Below are 21,450 nucleotides of genomic sequence, written 5' to 3'. Positions count from 1 at the left end.
GCTTTATTTCTCGACAAGAATAGTATCATATAGAATTGCATCCAATCCAGAGGTAAGTAATACCACAAGCGCATCATCTATTGAATTTACGATTGGCTTTCCCATTACGTTGAAGCTCGTATTCAGCAGTACAGGTACACCACTTAATGCACCGAATTCTGTCAACACTTCAGTCATCCAGGGATTATCCTTTTGATTTATAGTTTGAAGCCTTCCCGTTCCATCTTCATGAACTACAGCCGGAACTATTTTTTTCATTTCAGCTTTCCATGGAAGTGTAAATGACATATATGGAGAACGATGTGCTTTCTCAAAATAGTTTTCTACATCATGTTCAAATACTATTGGTGCAAAAGGTCGGTAAGACTCCCTTCCTTTAATCTCATTATTGATATAGTCTTTCGTTTTGTCTCCTCTCGGGTCTGCCAGAATAGATCTATTGCCTAAAGCCCGTGGCCCAAACTCTGCGCCTCCATGCATTACCCCAATAATTTTCCCTTCAAAAAGTTTCTTTGCAATAATTTTACCGCTGTCTTCTTTGAGGTCCATGACCCTTAAAGAAGCTCCATATTTACTTAGACTGTTGAAAATTTTAGCCTCAGTTTTCACCTGCTTACCAAGGTATGCTGAGCCCTTCCCATAAGGGATTTTGACAGTTTGATGGGCTTTCATCCAGCTTAGGATGGCCGCACCCAGCGCATTTCCATCATCAGCAGGAGCAGCGGGCACATGGACATTCAAAAAGGAGAATCGTCCGATAATACTGCCATTATACGAAGAGTTCAATGCACAGCCTCCGGAGAGAATTAAATTTTCTTCCCCATAGCTTTCACAATGTATTAAAATCTGATCAGCAAAATAAGCGTATGCGGCTTGTCCACTGGCAGCCAAATCGGCGACCATCATGAGCTCTTCTTCTGGTTTTCTATAAAAGGGTTTTATATGGTTGATCACCTCTTGCATTTGCGCTTCGGAGGCGAATAATAACCGGCCCTCTTTGACTTCGATCAGTTTTTTTAAGGCTTCTACAATAAATTCAACCGGCTTGCCAAAGGCCGCCAGCCCCATCACTTTCCACTCTTCTCCCCTACGCGTATCGAAACCGCAGATTTTAGTCAGCCATCCGTAATAACTTCCCAAACTTCCTGGTCCCCAGGAGCGCCAGATCCGTTGCAATGTCCGATCTTTTAATCGATAGACACTAACTGCACCGACTTCTCCCTCCCCGTCAATGACCAGACATAAACCTGAGCTGAAATCGGCAGTATAGCAGGCGTTCACTGCATGACAAAGATGATGGTCGAAGCATTCAACGGAATTATCTTCCTCCAGTAAGAGGTATTCCCTTAAATTTTCGCCAGCATTTGCAAATACTTTATCCTGCAACGACACTAGCCACTTTGCAGTAGTAGAATCCACTAATAATCCTCCGGCAATATCAATTGGCAAACCCTTTTTAGATTTAATCCAACTTTTTGAGATAACAATTTCAGCGGCAGGGCTGATCAAATCCGGCAGCACACTTCTAATGTGTTCAGGATGATCTGCATCTATGCCCCAGGCTCTTTTCTGCTGTACAAATCTTTCTGTAGCTTCAGCAAAAATCACCTCCCCTTTGTCATTTACCACACTAAAGGCAGGGTCATGTCCAGAAGTGGATAAACCGATAAAATACTTATCCATTATTCAACAGCATTATCTTATCAGCTACCTCATTAATAGTTTTATTTTCAAACATGATCATCGGGTCGATTTCAATTTCCAGAGCATCTTCCAGCTCTCCGGAAATAATTACGGCATGTAAGGAACTCAACCCTATTTCATCCAGGTTTTTCGCTGGATCTATGGAATCAATTTCAATTTCCACATGATCAGCTATTTTTGTTATTAATAATTCAACAAGGTATATTTTGTTTAATTCCGGCATTTTATTTTTCGTTTAGACTAACTTTTAAAGAATTTAGGATCACCGTTTGTTTTTGGTCGCTTACATCCGGCACATCCGTCAACTTGGTGATTTTAGGAAAACTTGCAAATAGTTTAGGTATAGCACGCTCAATGAGAACCCTACTGTGAAAAGCGCCTACGCAAAAGTGGATCCCTTTACCAAATGCGATATGTGAGTTATTGGAGAGTTCTTCTTTAGTCCAGCTTTTCTCCTTTGCAAAAGGACAGCCCACATTATGAACTTCCAGCAAGTCAATCAGTACATTATCACCTTTACTAAAATCCAGGCCACCAATTTTCTTATTAGTCATGGAGATGGAGTGGATATATCTTGGTGATGCGCTAATTTTTATAAGATATTCCAGGTTATTGGTCACCCATGCTGGATCTTTTGCGCATGCGCTAATGGCTTCAGGAGCTGAAAGTAAATGCCAAACCACATTGGCCATCGTTTGAGAAATATTAACAGAGGCACCATAGAGTACTAATATTGTAGCCAGAACATCGTCTTCTGAATAACCTTCCAATCTAAAATCCCTCAACTCGCTGAGTAGTGATGCTGGATTGTCTTCCTTTTCCCCGATTTCCTTTTCCCGCATTTGGTCCAACAGGTCACCAAAACCTGCTTCCATTTTGATCAACTGCCTCAAGGGTAACAATGGCTGAAGCAGGGTCTGTAATTGTTGCGTCCAGTAGTCAAATCTTTCAGGATCATTCGGTCGGACTCCTAAAACACGTTGAGTAGTTTCGAGAAATAAAGGATAAGTAAAATCAGCAACAATATCAGGAGTTCCCGAATTTTTCAAACTAAGGATGGCCGCGTCAATCGCCTCATCAAAAATTGGAATCCATTTGTTAATATTACCTTTTCCAAGTGTATTCATTACCTTCTTTCGAAGCTGAATATGCTTATTTCCAGACATAAAGAAAAGTGCATTTCCAGAAACTAGGATGAGGTTAGAAAAATCTCTCCCACTTGCAGCTTGCAGCTCAAGGAGGTACTTTTCCATGGGAGGTGGTACAAAATCACTGTTTTTGTTGACCTCATTGGCAATATCAATATCATTAATATAGGTAAAACCTGGATGAGAAAGTTCTGGCCTTATTATTTTTTCGGTGCTACTGTTCATGTTTATTGAATTAAAAGGCTAAATCAGTATGGTCAAGAAACTAGTATACTTATTATTGAACGTATAGGGCTAGCCTGCCTATATCAGGACTCTTTTTTCGTAAGCATGAATATCAAAATCCTGGCCTATGGAGTAACGCCTTATTTTTCCACTGGAAGTCCGATCCAAGGTACCGCTTTTCAAAATCAGTATATGTTCTAATTCCAATGAAAAACAAGACAGCATCTTTGATCGTATTTGTGCTTTGATATCTTCGATATTCATAGGCTCCGTTGAAAACACTTCAATTAATAGACAAGCTTTACTATCGTCTTCCTCGCTGGTTCTAAAAGCAGCGGCAGCTAATGGATTCAGGTTGGAGTTAACGTCTCCGGCCAACCATTCAACATCAGCAGCGGAAATATTCAAACCATTTACTTTAATGGTATCCTTTTGTCGACCAAGCACATATAATTTATCGCCATCAAGATAGCCTAAATCTCCGGTTTTAAACCATTCCCCAGCTTGTCCTTCACAAGTTTGCGCAAATTCTGTTGAATCAACAGGAATAGGTTGATTCGTTGAGGGCAAAATATATCCTTTTGCCAATGAGGCTGACTGAATCCAGATCTCTCCTTTTTCGGAATCAGGCAATTGTTTTTTAGTGATGAAATCAACGATTATGATAGACTTTTTGACGATTTCACGTAAGAAACAGGGCGCTATCATCTCCGCTTCATTTGAGTCCAAGTTTTCATCCTGCCTAAATGCCCGTTCTCCTGCAATGAAAAAGTTTGCTTCTGCCATACCATAACACGCAAATAGGGAATTTGAAGAAAGTCCAGCAGCGGAAAACTTCTCATAAAAAGAAGAAATTACTTTTTTACGCACGATTTCGGAACCAAGAAATGCCAGCTTCCAGCTGGACAAATCCAATCCATGAATTTCATCTGCTGGGATCCTGTTACAGCAAAGGTTATAGGCAAAAGCTGGTGCGCCACTAAGTGTTACCTTATACTCAGAAATCATTTTCAGCCACCTCACAGGCTTTTGAATAAATGCCAGAGGTGACATCAGGACAATCTTAGATCCATGTATCAAACTCACCAAAATAGTACCTAAGCCCATATCATGATAATGAGGAAGCCAACTTCCTGAGATCGTTTGTTCATTAAAACCACAAACTTCACCTACCAAGTTCAGGTTATGGAGCACATTCGCATGAGAAAGCAGAATCCCTTTTGGCTTCTTGAATGACCCGGATGTATACTGTATATACGCAGGATCTTCAGCTGTAAAGGAGAAACCAGGCAATTCAAATCTGTTGTTCGCAAGAACTTCCCGGTCATCCGTAATGCAGTGCAGTTTAAATGCCGGCAAGTCCAAAAAACCTTTTAAAGCCTCATAACCACTTTTATCACAGAATATTTCTCCTGCATTACAATCACTGATAATATTTCGAATTCTTTCTTCCTGTAATTTACTCCTAGAAATTGGAATGGGAACGATGGTAATCCCAGCGTATAAGCCTGCGATGAATGCAATTACGAAATCTAATCCTGGAGACATCGCCAGTAAGACAGGTCGTGTGCTATGTTTTAGCTCCTCCCTTCTTTCCAGCATCCGATAAGCCATTTCAACCGCCTTTTCATGGAGTCCAATCCCAGTAACAGAAATCTCGCTTAAAGGATCACCTTTAGGCAAAAAGATGGCACAATTACGTTTGCCAACAGCCTTGAAACTTTTTGAAAAAGCTTGACTTAAATTGTTATTTTCTAGCATTTGAGAACATTAATGGCCAAAAGTAACACTTTGATTCACTATTCCAACTAGGATAAAAAAATAAGAAGCCCGGGATTAAAATCCCGGACTTCTTATTTTTTTATCCTAGTGAATCAATTACAAATCTTGATATAAATTCCTGAAAGTACTTCTTAACCCAAATGTAATTAGGCCAGTATTTTTATTACCTAAGCTGTTGCTCTCTTTTCTATAAACTCCTCCTACTTCCAAACGAAGGTTATACTTTGGGTTTAAAAGATAGGCTACACGTCCTTCAGCGAAGTATAAGTTAGTTTTAATGCCTTGTCCAATATAATTACCATAATCAGCTGCTCTAGTATCATAGGGCTTAAAAATATCCTTTCCATAATTCTGTCCTTCTGGATCCAGACCATATCTTGCATACATCATTTGCCCCTGAAAGTCGAATCGCTTGTAAGTATAGTTCACTAATCCTAATACTTCTCTGAAATTCGCCCCCATTGGATGCGCCAATGGTTGATTCATTGCCGCGTAGTTAGATACCCTGTCGAAGTGGGCATAAGTATAAGGTCTGGCAGTATTGAACTCAGCTAGATAGTTCAACCCTTCTATTTTGAACAAGTCAGATCCTCTGAAACCAATTTGTAAGGCCCATTTATTTGCCCAGTAACCTTTGTTGCCAAAAAACTCCTTAGCCGTGAATTCATCGATCATAAACTGACCGTACACCGTGGTTTTATCTAGGATCTCATATTTAGTATTGATGCCTAAGCGCATTTTATCAGGTGAAGTGGTATTGGCACCTTCCACAGAACGAAGGAAGATGAAAGGATGGATGTAATTAAAATCGAAACCTCTTTTACCTTCAGGCTCTGCATCAGCCCAGGTTACTGCCTGGAAGAATCCGATAGAGAAACGCTTTGTCGCATTCCAATCTACATAATGCATTGCTGCCCATTTCCCACGATCTCCTAAACGTCTATCGGTTGTCAGCTTTTGTGCCCCAGGATCCAGCATATAACCAAAAATAGTTTGGTATTGTACATTACCTAAACTCGCACGCAACCTCACAAAAGAATAGTTTGCTGCTACATCAGAAAGTAACATCGAACGGTATCCATCTCCGATAAAGTTTTTATCGTACCCCACTGCAAGGTTTAGGTATCTATTAGGTGTGTAAGACAATAAAGCTGTCGCATAGGACCAATCTTTAGTTGTTCCAAATAATTTACCAGACATCTGACTTGGAACCACTTGATTGGTGTTGATAAAATCTGTCAGGTAGTTGGCAAACACACCTTGATTCTCATAAACATTCGTATAGAAAGAAAACTGCTTTCCTACTGTACCACCTAATTGAATACCTCTTGTGTTAATCCATGTTGTTTTACCTTCAGAAAATTCCCTTCCAATTTGAAAATCAGGCAGGAAATCAGCATAAACCTCATAATCCTCACCTTTAAAATTCAATAAATGCTCTTCTGTGATTTTTCTTCTAACCCATGAGCGGCGGTTTAAAGAGTCTGTACCCATTTTCATCAATTCATTGTATCGATGGACCAGTAAAGAATCATCGGCATAATAACCTTTAATCGCAGAATGAGAACGATTGTTTATATCATAAACAGATTTATTCAGTTTTTGATAGAACTGATAAGAATACGGGATATTTACATTTGGTGTTTGCGCTTGAGCACCAATACTACCAAAAATTAGGGCTCCTATCCAGGAGATGTGTTTTATTTTAAAATTCATGTAAGGGGCTCTAATTCTGAGGTATTCCAGGAACTTCCTGGCGTTCCACATCTAACTCTTCAAAGATGGAGTTTTTACTCTTAAATTCAGGAACAATAATTTTCATTTGCTGTACTACTTTAGTGGTGTGGTCGGTTAACGCATAACCTGTCAGTTTAACCAATTGCATTTGGACTTCATTAAAATCATATTCTCTTACTTTTCCGATCATGATTTTTTCATGATGGGTAGGCATAGTATTTTCATTATCATTCAATAATTCTTCAAATAACTTCTCTCCAGGTCGTAATCCCGAAAAAGTAATTTGTATGTCTTCATTAGGTACTAAGCCCGCTAAACGGATCATCTTTTTTGCTAATTCAACAATCTTAACAGATTTCCCCATATCAAAAACAAAGATTTCTCCACCTTTCCCCATACAACCTGCTTCTAATACCAAACGACAAGCCTCAGGGATGGTCATAAAATAGCGGGTAATCTCCGGGTGAGTTACAGTAACCGGCCCTCCCTTTTCGATCTGTTGCTTAAAACGAGGAATTACTGATCCATTAGAGCCTAGAACATTCCCAAAACGTGTGGTAATAAATTTGGTGATTGGTTTTACATTTAAATCATTGATATAACTTAGACCATTACTAAAAATATGATTCGTGTGGTGCAATGAATTGTTTAAAGATTGTACATAGATCTCGGCAATTCTTTTAGAAGCGCCCATTACATTGGTAGGATTTACCGCTTTATCTGTAGAAATCATTACAAATTTCTGGACACCATGTTTCACGGATTTATCAGCAATCATTTTGGTCCCCACTACATTTGTTTTAATCGCCTCTGCAGGATTGTCTTCCATTAAAGGAACGTGTTTGTAAGCTGCAGCATGGTATACGTAATGTGGCTTATAGGTCTCAAAAAGAAACTCCATTCGCTTTTCATCCCTTACATCACCAATAAAGGCATGAAAATTAGTATTGGCATGAGTTTCCTCCAATTCTAAATAAATATTATGTAGCGCGGTTTCACTCTGATCACAAAGAATAATTAGCCCTGTTTCAAATTTCAGTAATTGCCTAACCACCTCGCTACCTATAGAGCCAGCGGCACCGGTAATTAGAATCCTTTTATCTTTCAATTGATTTTGAATTCCATCAATATCAATCTCAATGGTTTTCCTATTTAGAAGATCCTCAATGTTTAAGTTTTGAATTTGAGCCGTAGTCACCTGTCCTTTTGCCCATACATCAGGAGAAGGAATGTTTAGTATTTTAACATTATGTTCTAAACACACATCTACCACTTGATTTTTCCTATCCGAAGGAATAGTGTACGAAGCAAAGATAATTTCGTCAACTTCATGCTTTACAATCAGATGTTCCAATTGCGATGCATCCAAAATTTTAACCCCATCAATTGTTTTCCCTACTTTCCTTAAATCATCATCTACAAATGCAATAATTGTCTTGTTTACTTTTGCATCATGATCAAAAGTTCTTTTAGTTGCTACTCCAGCCTCACCAGCACCATAAATAATTATCCTTATTTTATCCAGTTTTGCATTTTTAAGATACATAAAGAAGTATTTCACTATAATCCTATAGGTTATTAGCATTAAAAAGCTAAACAGAGTATATATTACAATGGCAACATTACTTATCACAGAAGAGCCTGTACCAACAATAATTACTGCATTTGTAAAGAAAATAACCAATGAACTTAAAATAACTGAAAATAAAATTCGGAAAGAATCCTGCGCTGAAGTATATCTTACGATTCCTGCAAAAGTTTTCACACTATAGAATACCAATGTATTCACTGCAATAACCAACAATATTGATTTGTAGAATCCTATAAAATTAATCTTATCAAGAATAAAGTTATGCTGTAAAATCACAGCAAACAACAAAGCAAGGAGGCTCAAGCAGATATCTATCGTAAAAATAATCCAACGCGATACAATTTCTAACTTAGTAAACATAGAGCTTAATTAAAACGTTATCCCAAATTTAACAATTATTACTCCAAAACAATACCCAATATTTGTTATAGTCATTTTACACTCATAATAAGACTATTCTGCAACGATTTTTTATGAGTGTATTGGCAATGAATGCATATTTTAAATACCAGAAATATTCCTTATTCAAAAACAGTGCCCAATAAAAGAATACTAGGATTATCCATTTATTAGCCTACGCCCAATACTGTTATAATAATAGCCCAGATCGATCATCTTCTCCATATCGTATAAATTACGTCCATCAAAAATCACTTTATTACTCAGGATCTCCTCCATTCTTTCAAAGTCAGGATTTCTAAAAACAGACCATTCAGTAGCGATCAATAGCGCATCTGCATTTTGCAAAGCTTCATATTGATCAGCAACAAAGCTGATTTTATCGCCCAAAAGACGTTTCACATTCTCCATTCCTTCCGGATCAAAGGCAGCAACAGTAGCGCCATGTTTCAGCAGTTCATCGATAATATACAATGCCGGAGCTTCGCGGATATCGTCAGTTTCTGGTTTGAAAGCCAAGCCCCACAGAGCAAAATGCCTACCTTTCAGGTCACCTTTATAATAATTCAACAGCTTGTCTACCAAAACTGTCTTTTGTTTCTCGTTTACTTCCATCACCGCTTTCAGAATCTGGAAATCATATCGATGTTCATCAGCAGATTTAGCCAAAGCTTGAACATCTTTAGGAAAACAACTTCCTCCATAACCAATTCCAGGGAAAAGGAAACGCTTGCCAATTCTGGCATCAGAACCAATTCCTTTACGTACTGCATCTACATCTGCATCCACAATCTCACAAAGATTTGCAATTTCATTCATGAATGTAATCTTCGTAGCCAGGAAAGAATTGGCGGCATATTTTGTCAGCTCAGAAGAACGCTCATCCATAAACAGGATCGGATTTCCCTGTCTCACATAAGGGCCGTACAATTCCGCCATTAATTTCTGTGCTCTTTCACTTCTTGTACCAATCACTACACGGTCTGGTTTCATGAAGTCTTCCACAGCGACCCCTTCACGAAGAAATTCAGGGTTAGAAACCACATCAATTTCTATGTTCGTATTAGCTTCAAAAACCGCGCGTACTTTATCCGCTGTTCCTACTGGTACGGTAGATTTGTTGACAATCACTTTGTATTCTGTAACCAATTTAGAAATATCTTTTGCTGCGCCAAGGATATAGGAAAGATCGGCAGCACCATCACCTCCAGGAGGAGTCGGTAAAGCCATAAATATAATCTGTGCATCCTGAATACCATGTGCCAGATCAGTCGTAAAAGTTAACCTACCTTGAGCAATATTCCTATGAAATAACACGTCAAGTCCTGGTTCATAGATGGGTACCTGACCATCTTGCATCTTTTTAACTTTAGCAGCATCTATATCTACACAAATTACTTTGTTTCCTGTTTCTGCTAAGCAGGTACCAGTTACCAAACCCACATATCCTGTTCCAATAACAGCTATTTTCATAATCTTTTTTTACTAGAAAACTTTTTTTTATCACAAACTAGGTTACTAAATAATATTTCATTCAATCCCATTTTCTAAAACGCTAGAATACAGGTATTGCCTAGTTAACAAGAATGAAATTGCAGTTATACCAGAGTCTTAGAATAGACAGATATAACCCCATTAAATATTCTTTCCAAATCATTATCAGTCAAGTTTGAACCTGATGGAAGGCATAGTCCATTATTAAATAAATCCTCAGAGACACTTCCGCCGTAATATGGATAACGAGCAAACACCGGCTGCAAATGCATTGGTTTCCAGAGGGGTCTGCTTTCTATGTTCTCATGGTTTAAAGCAACCCTAATTGTTTCCCTATCAATTCCTTTTGAAAACTTGGAATCTATTAGAATTGCTGTTAACCACCGATTAGAAAAATATCCAGGTGGTTCATCCACAAAACAAACAGATTCAAGATCAGAGAATGCTTTCTTATATGTTTCAAAATGTTCTCTTCTTTTTGCTACACGATCATTCAGCACCTCCATTTGGCCTCGACCTATACCAGCTGCGACATTACTCATTCTATAGTTATATCCAATTTCACTGTGTTCATAATGTGGTGCCTCATCTCTTGCTTGAGTAGCCAAAAACCTCGACTTACTGATAATATCTTCATTATTTGATATAAGAGCACCTCCACCTGAAGTCGTAATAATTTTATTTCCATTAAATGATAAAACTCCCATCATTCCAAAACTCCCCATTGGTTGACCATTCAGCTTAGAACCTAATGCCTCTGCCGCATCTTCAACGACAGGAATATCATATTCTTTGGAAATATTCATAATCTCAGCCATTTGAGCTGGCATTCCATAAAGATGAACTGGGATAATTGCTTTAGGCTTCTTTCCTTTAGAAATTCTATCTTTTATTGCTTCCAATAAAGCGTTAGGACACATGTTCCATGTTTCTTTTTCACTATCAACAAAAATTGGTATTGCTCCTAAATAAGCTATTGGATTGGCTGTAGCAGAAAAGGTCATAGTTTGACAAATTACCTCATCCCCAGGTTCAACCCCTAGCATTATTAATGCAAGATGAATTGCAGCCGTTCCAGAACTTAATGCAGATGCATGTTTTACTTCTGTATACTTCGCTAAATCACTCTCAAAACCACAAACATTCGGCCCTAATGGTGCTATCCAGTTTGTTTCAAAAGCTTCATCTACATACTTTTTTTCTGCTCCACCCATGTGGGGAGATGAAAGCCATATTTTACTATTCATAATTATTTAGTATTAGGGATATTATATTTAATTATTTTTCCAGGGTTACCGACTACTACACAATAATCGGGAACATTAGAAATTATTACACTTCCTGCACCTATAACGGCCCATTTGCCGATGGTCAATCCCTGTATAACAGCAGAACCTATGCCAATATGAGTCCCTTCACCTATAGTTACATTACCAGCAAGAGCTGCATTTGGTGAGATATGAGCGAAATCATGAATTTTGCAGTCATGATCTATTGAAGAATTAGTGTTAACTATTACGTGTTTCCCAATAAAAACACCTGCATTAATGGAAACACCTGCCATAATAACTGTTCCATCTCCAATATCAGCATTTTTTGAAACAAAAGATCTAGAATGTATTGCTTTGGCAAAGCTAATTGTATTAAAAGAATCTATGACCTTTTTCCTTATGGCATTATTACCTATTGCTACGATCACATCGTTATAATTATATTTCTTAAACGCAGCAATATTTCCGCTAATTTCAAAACCTAAAACATCTAAGACTGCTGGATTATCATCCCACACCCCTGAGATAATACTTCCATTTTCTTGCAAAATATCGAGAACAACCTTACTGTGTCCACTCGCTCCTATAATATGCATCTTATTTACCAGTAAATTTTTCCATCGTCATAGATGTGTTAGAAGATATTCCTTCTTTAAAAAAAACTTTTTTAATCGTGAGATAGATAATTTTAAGATCTAAAATCAGGCCAAAATTATTCACATACCATATATCAAGGCTAAATTTCTGATCCCAGGAAATTGCATTTCTACCATTCACCTGTGCCCAACCAGTTATTCCTGGCCGAATATTATGTCTAGTTTTTTGAACTTCATTGTACAAGGGTAAATATTCTACCAAAAGTGGTCTTGGCCCTATTAAAGACATATGACCCCAAATAACATTTAACAGCTGAGGAATCTCATCAATTGATGTTCTGCGTACAAACTTTCCAACTTTTGTTAAACGTTTTGAATCGGGTAATAAAACACCGTTCTTATCACACAAATCATTCATGGTCTTAAATTTTATAATCATAAAGATTTTCCCATTTTTACCGGGTCGCCTCTGAAAAAAGAATACTTTTCCTCTATTTGCAAAAAAAAGAAAAATAGTAGCCAGTAATAGTATTGGAGACAATAAAACTATTCCAATTAAAGCCAATACTAAATCTAGAAATCTTTTGAAAAAAACTCTATACATTATTAAAATGTTTCATTATTACCTCGTAAGAGTTTTTAACTAAATAGTTATTCATCATAAAATCATATCCATTTATCCCCATTCTAGTACGCAATTCATCATTAAAAGATAGCTCGCGGATAATTTCATTAAATGACTCCAAATCTCCACTTTCGCACCACCTACCAAAGTGGTTAGTGACCGCAATTTTCCCAATATCTGTATTCCTGTCCGTTGCGGCAACAATTGGCATTTTATATTCCAAATAAGAAAGTAAGCGAGATGGAAAATTAGGGATAGTAAATCTTCTATCCAAAAATATTAGTCCAACATCACAAGAACTTAATAAAACATCATACTTAGACTTTTCCAATCCAGACAATAGTAAAACATTCTTTGGAGCAAATTTTTCATGCCATTTTAGCAATAACGGAAACTCAGTGCCTGAACCTACAATAACAAAAAAAGCCTGTTCGTTCCCAACATTTGAATTCAATACAGTTAATAGAAAGTCTATTCCTTGAGGTTTTCCCAAATTGCCACCATAAATAAATACAGTAGAATGCTGAGGGATACCATATGATTCTCTCGTTAGATGTTTTTTTTCAATATATTCATCAAAAACTAATGGGGTTAAACTATTCGGATTAAGTTCTACTTTAGAAGGCTCCAAATATTTATTATTTTTAATTATATATTCTACATTTGCTGGTGACATACAACCAATATGATCCGATATCTGATATAGTCTTTTTTCCTTAGCACTAAAATATCTATGGAGCAATCCACTTCTTTTAATAAACCCCAGATCAACAGCGTTTTGCGGAAAAATATCCTTCAACAATAAATATGAACGAGCATTGCACCGCTGCTTAAAATAACTTACAATTTTGGAAAATGTGATGGGAGGTGTTGAGTACACAAGCAAATCAAATTCTACATCGGAATAATAATTCTTAATCGCTTTTAAAAATTGTCGCTCTAACAAAACAGTCGCAATACCTTTTTCAATGAAATTGGTTTTCTGAATATTTAAGGTTGCAATATTTAAAATATTAATTCCCTTAGAATTTTTAAGACTGGTTTTCTCATTATACCTTCTTTCTGATGGACATGCTATACAAACATTATGTCCTTCATCACGGAAATACCTAACTAAATCAGTGTATATTCCCCTTTCAGAAACATCAGTAATTCTTACAAGAGTTAAAAAAAGAATATTCATTTAATTATTTTCACTCCAAACTACCCGTTTAATATAATCCACATAACTAATTATTATTCTAACCATTTTATCTGAAACATTTGGCATTGAGTAATCAGCAACTCTTCTAAAGTTTCTTTCTTCTCCCCTTTTTTGATAACTCAATTGAAGTAAAGCTTGCATTATACGCTCAGGATTTAATCCAACCATCATAACAGAAGCTTCCTCCATGGCTTCTGGACGCTCATGGGCATCACGAAGATTTAAAGCAGGAAAATTCAATGTAGACGATTCCTCAGATATTGTTCCGCTATCAGATAGCACAGCATAAGAATTCAGTTGCAAGGCATTATAATCGTTAAAACCCATAGGCTTAAGAAACTGAATTTCAGGCCTCATTGCTATTTTTTTTGCATCTATCATATTTCTTGTTCTTGGATGCGTACTGACAATAATTGGATAACCATATTTCTCAGCAATCAGGTTTAGACTTACCATTAAATTAGTGAAATTTTTCTCACTATTTATATTCTCCTCCCTATGTGATGAAACAACAAAATATTTGTTCGCTTCCAAATTTAATTTTGTTAGAATATCAGAAGCCTTTATTTGAGGCAAGTAATGATTCAATACCTCAAACATCGGAGATCCAGTTTTTATAACTCTATCTGCAGGAAGTCCTTCCCTTAAAAGATACTCCCTCGCAATATCACTATAGGTTAAATTTATATCAGATATATGATCAACTATCTTTCTATTGGTCTCTTCAGGAACACGCTGATCAAAACAGCGATTTCCAGCTTCCATATGAAAAATAGGGATGTGGCGCTTTTTAGCTGGGATAGCACATAGGCAACTATTGGTATCACCTAGAACCAAGAAAGCATCAGGATTTTCCTCAACTAATAGCGGGTCTATTTTAATTAAAATTTGTCCAACAGTTTCAATTGGACTAGCTCCTGCCGCGTTCAAAAAATAATCAGGTTTACGGATTGCCAAGTCATCGAAAAAAATCTGGTTCAATTCGTAGTCATAGTTTTGACCAGTATGAACGATAATATGGTCAATCGCTTCAGAAGCATCAAGTGCTGCCATAACTCTAGCCAGTCTTATAATTTCTGGCCTGGTACCAACCACGGTCATCACTTTAAGTTTTGATTTCATCTTTATGAATTACTATTATTTAATAAAATTAAACGGCTTCGAAATAGGTGTCAGAATCATTTTGATCAAAGAATTCATTAATCCAAAAATTCGTATACAACTCTTCATTTCCAATATTTTTGATATTATGCGTATACCAGATTGGCATATCTACATATGAAGGTTCGGTGCCATCCAAATAAAAATTTAATACTTCAGATGATCCTATCTTACGGAGCTGAATTAACGCTTTTCCTTTGATAACGGCAAAACGTTCGATTTTACGAGTATGATAATGATTCCCTCTTGTAATACCCGGAAAAGTTGTAGAAAAAGACACCTGACCTCCAACGTTTAGTCTAATCACTTCAACAAATGCCCCCCGTGAATCTGTATGCTTTGTGAATTTTACAGGAAAGTGCATCTTAATGTCAATATAACATCGAAATGTGTTAAACAAGTTTAATTCAAACGGGCACTTCAATTCCGGTATAATGCCCAAATCAAAATATTGATTTTTATATACTTTTAAAAATTCTAATATTTCAGAAACTTTCCTTTGATCAGTATGAGGTACAAGGAATATGTCATCTCCCGTTCCAATTCTAATCTTAGAAATAATTATTTTAACGAGATCATTCACATATATAAGTTTAACATCCCCATCTACTTCTAAAGTAGGAACTTCATTATGAGTCAGCTGATAACTGAAGGTTGCTATAAAAGAGTTATAAAATGGTTGTCCAAATGGACCAAACACATTAGGGATAACTAGTCCTGTGAACTTCCCACCAAATTTTTTTGCCCAACTTGCTAAAAGTTCTCGCCCCTCCTTCTTACTTCTACCGTATAAATTATCCCTTTCTTCTTGAGAGGAAGAAGAAAACAAAACATGAGCCTTACTCTTTGTTGTAATTAAGGCATCATACAACTTTCTTACTAGGTTCGTATTTACATTATAAATAACATTTAAATCGTCATGTCTATTCATTGCGGCCAAATGAACAATAATATCACATTTAGAAACAAAATCATTTAGCAAGGTCTGATCTTCAAAGAATTCCCTTTTCCACTCTATACTTTCGAACTCTTCTGGAAAAAGCCCTATCGTATTGTACAAATGCTGGCCTAAGAAACCATTTTGACCAGTTATACCTATTTTTATCATAAATTATATTTTATTCCAATCAAACCAGAGATCCTGATCAAATCGATAATTATCATTAGAAGATTGCTCTACAGTAAAATCAGAGAAAACAATGATTTTAGATCCTGTCTCGAGAGCTTTAAAGCCATTAGCATATCCAGCAGGAATATGCAATACACCTGGAAAGACTGTTGTTAACAAGAATTCCTTCGTTGGTAGATACTTAGAGGGGTTTTCCCAGTTATCTGGCTTCACTACAACTACTTTAAAACTTCCAGCAACTACATAAAACCATTTTTGCTCATCTTTATGGCCTTGCCACGCTCTTACAACAGCTTTATTATTATGCTCAATTGCATATAATCTTTTAGCCTCATTTAAATTAAAACCGTTAACAAAAGATATAGTACCTCGATTGTCTATATGACTTCCACCAGAAATAAATTTTGGTTCAATACTCATAACTAATTATCCAGGATATTGATTAACAGCCAGGTCACCAAAGACTTCTTTCTTAATCAGTGGCAGTTGTACCAATAGCTGTTTCATACCTTCAACTCCAAGTTGTTCAGTATTATGAGAATGATAGTCTTCTATTGCGGACACATCAATTTCTCCTTCCGTAAAATACTGGTTGTAATTCAAATTACGATTATCAGCAGGAATTCTATAAAACTCTCCCATATCCTGGGCTTTGATCATTTCTTCTCTGGTACATAGTGTTTCATAGAGCTTCTCACCATGTCTTGTACCAATAATATCAATTTTATTATCTGCATTACAGAGCTCTTTTAAAGCTTGAGCGAGATCTCCAATTGTCCCCGCAGGTGCTTTATTTACAAACAAATCTCCCTGATTTCCATTTTCAAATGCAAATAGCACCAATTCGACAGCCTCTTCCAATGACATTAGAAAACGAGTCATTTTTGGGTCAGTAATAGTTAGTGTCTTACCTTCCTGTATTTGTTTTAAAAACAATGGAATTACAGATCCCCTAGAAGCCATTACATTTCCATAACGAGTCAAACATACCGTAGTTGAATTGTTTATAATATTACGAGATGCAGCTATTGCGACTTTTTCCATTAGCGCCTTAGATATACCCATTGCATTAATTGGATAAGCAGCTTTGTCAGTACTCAAACAAATAACTTTTGCAACGTTATTTGCAACAGCAGCATCGATTACATTTTGTGTACCAAATACATTTGTTTTAGTTGCTTCTAACGGAAAAAACTCACATGAAGGAACTTGCTTTAAAGCTGCAGCATGAAAGACATAATCAACTCCACGCATGGCTCTCTCAACACTATTATAATCACGGACATCCCCGATATAAAATTTCAGCTTTTCATTCTTAAGTTGATTTCTCATATCATCCTGCTTCTTTTCATCCCTACTAAAGATGCGGATTTCTTTAAAATGATCAGTATCCAGGAACCTATTTAATACAGCATTTCCAAAAGAACCCGTACCTCCGGTAATCAATAAAATTTTATTCAACAACATAATTATTAGTATTTATATAAATTATGAGATTTGTAATGCACTTTTAAACAACTCTCTATTCGCTTCAAGTACTTTAGCATCCAAACTAACTTCTACGGCATATTTTCTAACATTTTCTCTGAATGCATAATATTCTTCAGCATTTTTCCCTGCAGCTTGTTTAATAGCGTTAATAAATCCATTTGGCATCCCAAGCGATAAATCCCATCCAACCCCTTTCTCCATTAAATTTTTCCAGGGTGTATTATCAGATATCAGAACAGGCGTACCAACTAACATAGATTCAATAATAACATGCCCGAAGTTTTCAGCATGTGTGGGAAAGAAAAATAAATCATACGACCTAAATGTATTGTTGACCTGATCATGCATAAGATTCCCACAGTAGTTAATTGTAACTGGATACTTTTGTCTTTTTATTATTCCTTCACAAAGGCGCCAATATTCTTCATCTTCTTGTGGTCCATATATATCGAATACTAGAGGTATATTTAACTGTATAATGATATTTAGTGCATAGTCCAAATTCTTTTCCTGGGTTAATCTTGAAATAAAACAGATTCTAAATGGCTGACTTAAATCCCTCGCTTTTTGATAATGCGAAGCCTCAACCAATTCTGGTCTAGGAGGCAAATTAGGAGCTATAAAAGTATTTTGGATGGTTTTCCCCATTACAGTTGTAAAGCTTTCCACTTCAAAAATACTAGAGGCTTGCCAAGTCAAGCCTTTATACATCCCCAACATCTTAGCTAAAAACAAATACACTTTCTTTTTAACTGGTTTAATATTAAGGCATCCTGCCAAAAGTTCACCTCGAGGTGCAATTACTATTGGGCGATTTGGGAGTTTACCAAGAAATCTAGCGAAAAGGGGGCCAATTGCAAATCTAGGCTGAAAAAAACTATTTAAATATAGGATATCATATTCAGTCACAGATAACAGTCGTGCTAGTTTTAGCATTCCCAAATTCTCAGGAGACACATAATAAACCCGTACATCACCAATTGATGTCCATTTGTCAATTATTATATTAGGGTAGGGATAATCATTGCCCAAATCTCTATCAGTAGTAATTATCATGAACTCAAACTCGTCTCCAAGTTGATCAACCATATTTTTAATTGATCTTGATGGACCTCCTCCCTTGTATCCAGGCAAATAATAATCAAGTAATACTAGTATTTTTAACTTATCCATAGTTTATTCATAAGGAATTTCACACTAAAAAGTAATCTCCGATTCATTTAGTTATATTAAACCTAATTAATTAATTGAATTTAAAATATTCATTTATAAGTTCGTCCTTTTGTTCGGGATTAGGATAATTTATCAATACTGCTTTGTATACCCCTTTAAATACAAATAAGCTACCAGCTGAGGCACCAATAATACCAAACTTACTAATGAGCTTACCTATATCTTCTAAAGAGCCTGCACCGCCCAAGATAGTTAACGGTAATGTTGTAACTGTTCTTATCTTTTCAGCTAATTGAAGATCATAACCTTTCATAGCTCCGTCATTATCAATTGAATTGACAACCACCTCACCAGCACCCAACTCTTCTAATTTCTTAGCCAAATCAAATGGATTCTTACCCGTACCTTTCTTGCCATTATTGATATAAACTTCATATCCGCCAAGCAACTTCTTCTTAACATCCATGATCACTACTACGCTTTGGCTGCCAACCCTTGATGCTATTTCAGCAATTAAATTCGGATTTTCTACAGCCGCAGAACTAATTGCGATTTTCTCAACTCCTAGACTGAAAATTCGCTGAGCTTGTTCTGCAGTTTTAACACCTCCACCATAACAGAGTGGCATTCGACATTCCGCAGCTAAGTTTTCAATCATTCTATAGTCAGGCTCTCTACCCTCAACTGAAGCGTCAATATCTAAAACAGTTAACTCATCAACTTGCTTTTCATTGAAAATTCTAACCGCGTTTATTGGGTCACCAACATACTTTGGGTTTTTAAAATGGACTGTTTTAACAAGACCTTTGTCTTTTACTAATAAACACGGGATTATTCTAGGACGTAACATCTATAATTTAGCAAAATTGTTCAAGAGTTGAATTCCAAATTGATGACTTTTCTCTGGGTGAAACTGTACCCCATAAATATTATCTTTATTAACTGCACAACAAAACTCAATTCCATAATCAGTTGTTGCAATTGTATTTTCTAAATCATTACAATGAAAATAATATGAATGTAAAAAATAAAATTTAGCATCCTTTTCAAGTCCCTCCAAAATTGGACTTCTTTTTACTGATTTAATATCATTCCATCCCATATGTGGTAAATGGGTTGAATAACTGATTTTACTTTCGTCAAATTTCTTAACTGAAGCATTTATCCAACCTAAACCAGCTGACTTTCCTTCATCGCTCGAATTAGCTAACATCTGCATTCCTACACAAATACCGACAACAGGTACCGCTTGTTTAAGAACCAAATCATCTAATCTTTGGCGCATACCAGAATGATTAAGCTGATCCATTGCATGGTCAAATGCACCAACTCCTGGTAGAATTATTTTTGTAACGTCGATTAAATCATCCTCGGACTTAGCAATTTTTATCGGAAGGTTTAGCTGTTTGTAAATATTGGTAAATGCCCTTATGTTACCAACCCCATAATCTATAAGTGCTATCATCTAAACAAACGTTTTTCTAAACCCAAAATCTTCATAACTTTTGCACCAAGCCCGATTAAAGCTCTCTTATTTTTATAGTCATGGAACGTCTTATTCGCTCCATTAAAAATATCCTGTAACTCCTGAACCTTTAAATCAAACTTATTAGCTACATATTCAAACTCTTGAAGTAAAAATTGCTCATCTAACTCTGGCTTTGAAATACGCTCAAGTGCTTCTTCTCTGGTCATCTGATTTGTCAGAATTAAACTTGAAAAATGGGCACGTCGCTTTTCATAACCAAATTTTCTTGGCATCCAATAATCCTCATAAAACCTTGTAAAACGAGATTCATGATGCTTGTGTTGAAATTTTTCCCAACCAAAACGATCTGCCAATAGTTTTTCTGCATCTTTTTTTATGTAAGGAACTAGATTTAAAGGCTTAACTATTTCCATTCCTAGTACATATTTATAGTAAATCTTGTATTCTAAAATATCAACTATCGGAAATGTCTTTAGTGGAGTACTGCCAAATCGACGATGTATATCTTGAACTAAAATTTTATCAATTCCAGGATAAGCGCCCCATTCCTCTGGCTCCCTACAACATTCCGTCGAGAAATTGGCACCGGTTAATACATACTTTATTTTGTGCTTTTTTGCAAATTTATACAAAGAAGAAAAGAATGCTGTATCCTGAGGATCGTCAACATTTGCTATTTGAGCTTTAAAATACGCAACTTGCAGATCTTTCATCTCTTCCCAATTAATAACCTCAGTATATAAATCCAAGCCAAGACCATCTACAAGTTTCTCAATGTTACTTACTGCCTGTTGAGTATTCCAGCCCGCATCAACATGAAAGATTAAAGGATTTAATCCCATTACTTCTTTTGCAATATAGGTAACGTAGGAACTATCCAATCCACCACTCATTCCAATAATGCAATCAAAGTCTTTACCTTTTCCTTCTGCTTTTATCTTTTCTGATATTTTCATTAATTCTTCCATTCCTTTTTCATTAGGATTCCAGTTTGGAAGAATGTTATTATGAAAGTTATGATAGTAATCACTGATTCCATTTTCATCGAAAACAATATTAGGATCAGATGTATCCATTATTGTCTTAGTACAGATTTGGTATTTTTTCATTTTACTCTTAGGCTATTAATTTATTATTTTATCAGGAACAAATTAAACATATCGTAAAGATCGTTTTTTATTGATACAACCAGTGTATTAATAAAAAAAATCAACTTTTCCTCAAATTATAT

General features: G+C 36.2%; 19 protein-coding genes. All 19 read right to left on the bottom strand.

All coding sequences use genetic code 11. The features are described 5' to 3' along the window. Positions 1 to 3 precede the first annotated feature (3 nt). Positions 4 to 1,683, bottom strand: coding sequence for a carbamoyltransferase family protein (locus tag K7X70_RS02510; RefSeq protein ID WP_222535579.1), 1,680 nt, complete (start codon positions 1,681 to 1,683; stop codon positions 4 to 6). Then, positions 1,676 to 1,927, bottom strand: a complete 252-nt coding sequence (locus tag K7X70_RS02505; protein ID WP_222535578.1) for an acyl carrier protein — start codon at positions 1,925 to 1,927, stop codon at positions 1,676 to 1,678. The genes K7X70_RS02510 and K7X70_RS02505 overlap by 8 nt, the downstream gene beginning before the upstream one ends. Position 1,928: 1 nt before the next feature. Beyond that, positions 1,929 to 3,077, bottom strand: coding sequence for a cytochrome P450 (locus tag K7X70_RS02500; RefSeq protein ID WP_222535577.1), 1,149 nt, complete (start codon positions 3,075 to 3,077; stop codon positions 1,929 to 1,931). A 78-nt stretch (positions 3,078 to 3,155) separates the two neighbouring features. Further along, positions 3,156 to 4,838 carry an AMP-binding protein gene (locus K7X70_RS02495; RefSeq protein WP_222535576.1) on the bottom strand — a complete coding sequence of 561 codons (1,683 nt, stop codon included), beginning with the start codon at positions 4,836 to 4,838 and terminating at the stop codon, positions 3,156 to 3,158. Positions 4,839 to 4,955: 117 nt separating this feature from the next. After that, complete coding sequence (locus K7X70_RS02490; RefSeq protein WP_222535575.1) at positions 4,956 to 6,575, bottom strand: gliding motility protein RemB; 1,620 nt, start codon at positions 6,573 to 6,575, stop codon at positions 4,956 to 4,958. A 10-nt stretch (positions 6,576 to 6,585) separates the two neighbouring features. After that, entirely contained in the window at positions 6,586 to 8,547 is a 1,962-nt protein-coding gene (locus tag K7X70_RS02485) for a nucleoside-diphosphate sugar epimerase/dehydratase (RefSeq protein ID WP_222535574.1), read from the bottom strand. Between the two features lie 198 nt (positions 8,548 to 8,745). Continuing rightward, a complete protein-coding gene (locus tag K7X70_RS02480) occupies positions 8,746 to 10,059 on the bottom strand; it encodes a UDP-glucose dehydrogenase family protein (RefSeq protein ID WP_222535573.1) in 1,314 nt (437 codons plus the stop codon). Between the two features lie 125 nt (positions 10,060 to 10,184). Then, a complete protein-coding gene (locus K7X70_RS02475; protein WP_222535572.1) occupies positions 10,185 to 11,327 on the bottom strand; it encodes a DegT/DnrJ/EryC1/StrS family aminotransferase in 1,143 nt (380 codons plus the stop codon). A gap of 2 nt (positions 11,328 to 11,329) precedes the next feature. Beyond that, positions 11,330 to 11,947 carry an acetyltransferase gene (locus K7X70_RS02470; RefSeq protein WP_222535571.1) on the bottom strand — a complete coding sequence of 206 codons (618 nt, stop codon included), beginning with the start codon at positions 11,945 to 11,947 and terminating at the stop codon, positions 11,330 to 11,332. A gap of 1 nt (position 11,948) precedes the next feature. Further along, positions 11,949 to 12,551, bottom strand: a complete 603-nt coding sequence (locus K7X70_RS02465) for a sugar transferase (RefSeq protein ID WP_222535570.1) — start codon at positions 12,549 to 12,551, stop codon at positions 11,949 to 11,951. Continuing rightward, positions 12,544 to 13,755 (bottom strand): glycosyltransferase family 4 protein, encoded by a 1,212-nt coding sequence (locus tag K7X70_RS02460; RefSeq protein WP_222535569.1) that lies wholly within the window; start codon positions 13,753 to 13,755, stop codon positions 12,544 to 12,546. Before K7X70_RS02460 ends, K7X70_RS02465 begins: the two co-directional genes overlap by 8 nt. Further along, on the bottom strand, positions 13,756 to 14,898 hold the full coding sequence (wecB, locus tag K7X70_RS02455; protein ID WP_222535568.1) for a non-hydrolyzing UDP-N-acetylglucosamine 2-epimerase: 1,143 nt from the start codon (positions 14,896 to 14,898) through the stop codon (positions 13,756 to 13,758). 28 nt (positions 14,899 to 14,926) lie between these two features. Beyond that, complete coding sequence (locus K7X70_RS02450; protein ID WP_222535567.1) at positions 14,927 to 16,045, bottom strand: polysaccharide biosynthesis C-terminal domain-containing protein; 1,119 nt, start codon at positions 16,043 to 16,045, stop codon at positions 14,927 to 14,929. Between the two features lie 3 nt (positions 16,046 to 16,048). Beyond that, entirely contained in the window at positions 16,049 to 16,486 is a 438-nt protein-coding gene (locus K7X70_RS02445; protein WP_222535566.1) for a WxcM-like domain-containing protein, read from the bottom strand. 6 nt (positions 16,487 to 16,492) lie between these two features. Then, positions 16,493 to 17,533 carry a polysaccharide biosynthesis protein gene (locus K7X70_RS02440; RefSeq protein ID WP_222535565.1) on the bottom strand — a complete coding sequence of 347 codons (1,041 nt, stop codon included), beginning with the start codon at positions 17,531 to 17,533 and terminating at the stop codon, positions 16,493 to 16,495. Between the two features lie 21 nt (positions 17,534 to 17,554). Continuing rightward, positions 17,555 to 18,730 (bottom strand): glycosyltransferase family 4 protein, encoded by a 1,176-nt coding sequence (locus K7X70_RS02435; protein WP_222535564.1) that lies wholly within the window; start codon positions 18,728 to 18,730, stop codon positions 17,555 to 17,557. 70 nt (positions 18,731 to 18,800) lie between these two features. Then, on the bottom strand, positions 18,801 to 19,580 hold the full coding sequence (locus tag K7X70_RS02430) for an AglZ/HisF2 family acetamidino modification protein (protein ID WP_222535563.1): 780 nt from the start codon (positions 19,578 to 19,580) through the stop codon (positions 18,801 to 18,803). Then, positions 19,581 to 20,195 (bottom strand): imidazole glycerol phosphate synthase subunit HisH, encoded by a 615-nt coding sequence (hisH, locus tag K7X70_RS02425; protein WP_222535562.1) that lies wholly within the window; start codon positions 20,193 to 20,195, stop codon positions 19,581 to 19,583. Further along, a complete protein-coding gene (locus tag K7X70_RS02420) occupies positions 20,192 to 21,328 on the bottom strand; it encodes an N-acetyl sugar amidotransferase (RefSeq protein ID WP_222535561.1) in 1,137 nt (378 codons plus the stop codon). The genes hisH and K7X70_RS02420 overlap by 4 nt, the downstream gene beginning before the upstream one ends. Between the last annotated feature and the right edge of the window lie 122 nt (positions 21,329 to 21,450).

The sequence above is a fragment of the Pedobacter polysacchareus genome, assembly GCF_019802255.1.
Taxonomy (GTDB): Bacteria; Bacteroidota; Bacteroidia; order Sphingobacteriales; family Sphingobacteriaceae; genus Pedobacter; species Pedobacter polysacchareus.
This window is presented reverse-complemented; position numbering and strand designations above follow the sequence as displayed.

Excerpts from the sequence above, each read along its gene's own strand:
- K7X70_RS02510 (WP_222535579.1), bottom strand. The coding sequence starts at position 1,683 with ATGGATAAGTATTTTATCGGTTTATCCACTTCTGGACATGACCCTGCC.
- K7X70_RS02505 (WP_222535578.1), bottom strand. The coding sequence starts at position 1,927 with ATGCCGGAATTAAACAAAATATACCTTGTTGAATTATTAATAACAAAA.
- K7X70_RS02500 (WP_222535577.1), bottom strand. The coding sequence starts at position 3,077 with ATGAACAGTAGCACCGAAAAAATAATAAGGCCAGAACTTTCTCATCCA.
- K7X70_RS02495 (WP_222535576.1), bottom strand. The coding sequence starts at position 4,838 with ATGCTAGAAAATAACAATTTAAGTCAAGCTTTTTCAAAAAGTTTCAAG.
- K7X70_RS02490 (WP_222535575.1), bottom strand. The coding sequence starts at position 6,575 with ATGAATTTTAAAATAAAACACATCTCCTGGATAGGAGCCCTAATTTTT.
- K7X70_RS02485 (WP_222535574.1), bottom strand. The coding sequence starts at position 8,547 with ATGTTTACTAAGTTAGAAATTGTATCGCGTTGGATTATTTTTACGATA.
- K7X70_RS02480 (WP_222535573.1), bottom strand. The coding sequence starts at position 10,059 with ATGAAAATAGCTGTTATTGGAACAGGATATGTGGGTTTGGTAACTGGT.
- K7X70_RS02475 (WP_222535572.1), bottom strand. The coding sequence starts at position 11,327 with ATGAATAGTAAAATATGGCTTTCATCTCCCCACATGGGTGGAGCAGAA.
- K7X70_RS02470 (WP_222535571.1), bottom strand. The coding sequence starts at position 11,947 with ATGCATATTATAGGAGCGAGTGGACACAGTAAGGTTGTTCTCGATATT.
- K7X70_RS02465 (WP_222535570.1), bottom strand. The coding sequence starts at position 12,551 with ATGTATAGAGTTTTTTTCAAAAGATTTCTAGATTTAGTATTGGCTTTA.
- K7X70_RS02460 (WP_222535569.1), bottom strand. The coding sequence starts at position 13,755 with ATGAATATTCTTTTTTTAACTCTTGTAAGAATTACTGATGTTTCTGAA.
- wecB (WP_222535568.1), bottom strand. The coding sequence starts at position 14,898 with ATGAAATCAAAACTTAAAGTGATGACCGTGGTTGGTACCAGGCCAGAA.
- K7X70_RS02450 (WP_222535567.1), bottom strand. The coding sequence starts at position 16,045 with ATGATAAAAATAGGTATAACTGGTCAAAATGGTTTCTTAGGCCAGCAT.
- K7X70_RS02445 (WP_222535566.1), bottom strand. The coding sequence starts at position 16,486 with ATGAGTATTGAACCAAAATTTATTTCTGGTGGAAGTCATATAGACAAT.
- K7X70_RS02440 (WP_222535565.1), bottom strand. The coding sequence starts at position 17,533 with ATGTTGTTGAATAAAATTTTATTGATTACCGGAGGTACGGGTTCTTTT.
- K7X70_RS02435 (WP_222535564.1), bottom strand. The coding sequence starts at position 18,730 with ATGGATAAGTTAAAAATACTAGTATTACTTGATTATTATTTGCCTGGA.
- K7X70_RS02430 (WP_222535563.1), bottom strand. The coding sequence starts at position 19,580 with ATGTTACGTCCTAGAATAATCCCGTGTTTATTAGTAAAAGACAAAGGT.
- hisH (WP_222535562.1), bottom strand. The coding sequence starts at position 20,195 with ATGATAGCACTTATAGATTATGGGGTTGGTAACATAAGGGCATTTACC.
- K7X70_RS02420 (WP_222535561.1), bottom strand. The coding sequence starts at position 21,328 with ATGAAAAAATACCAAATCTGTACTAAGACAATAATGGATACATCTGAT.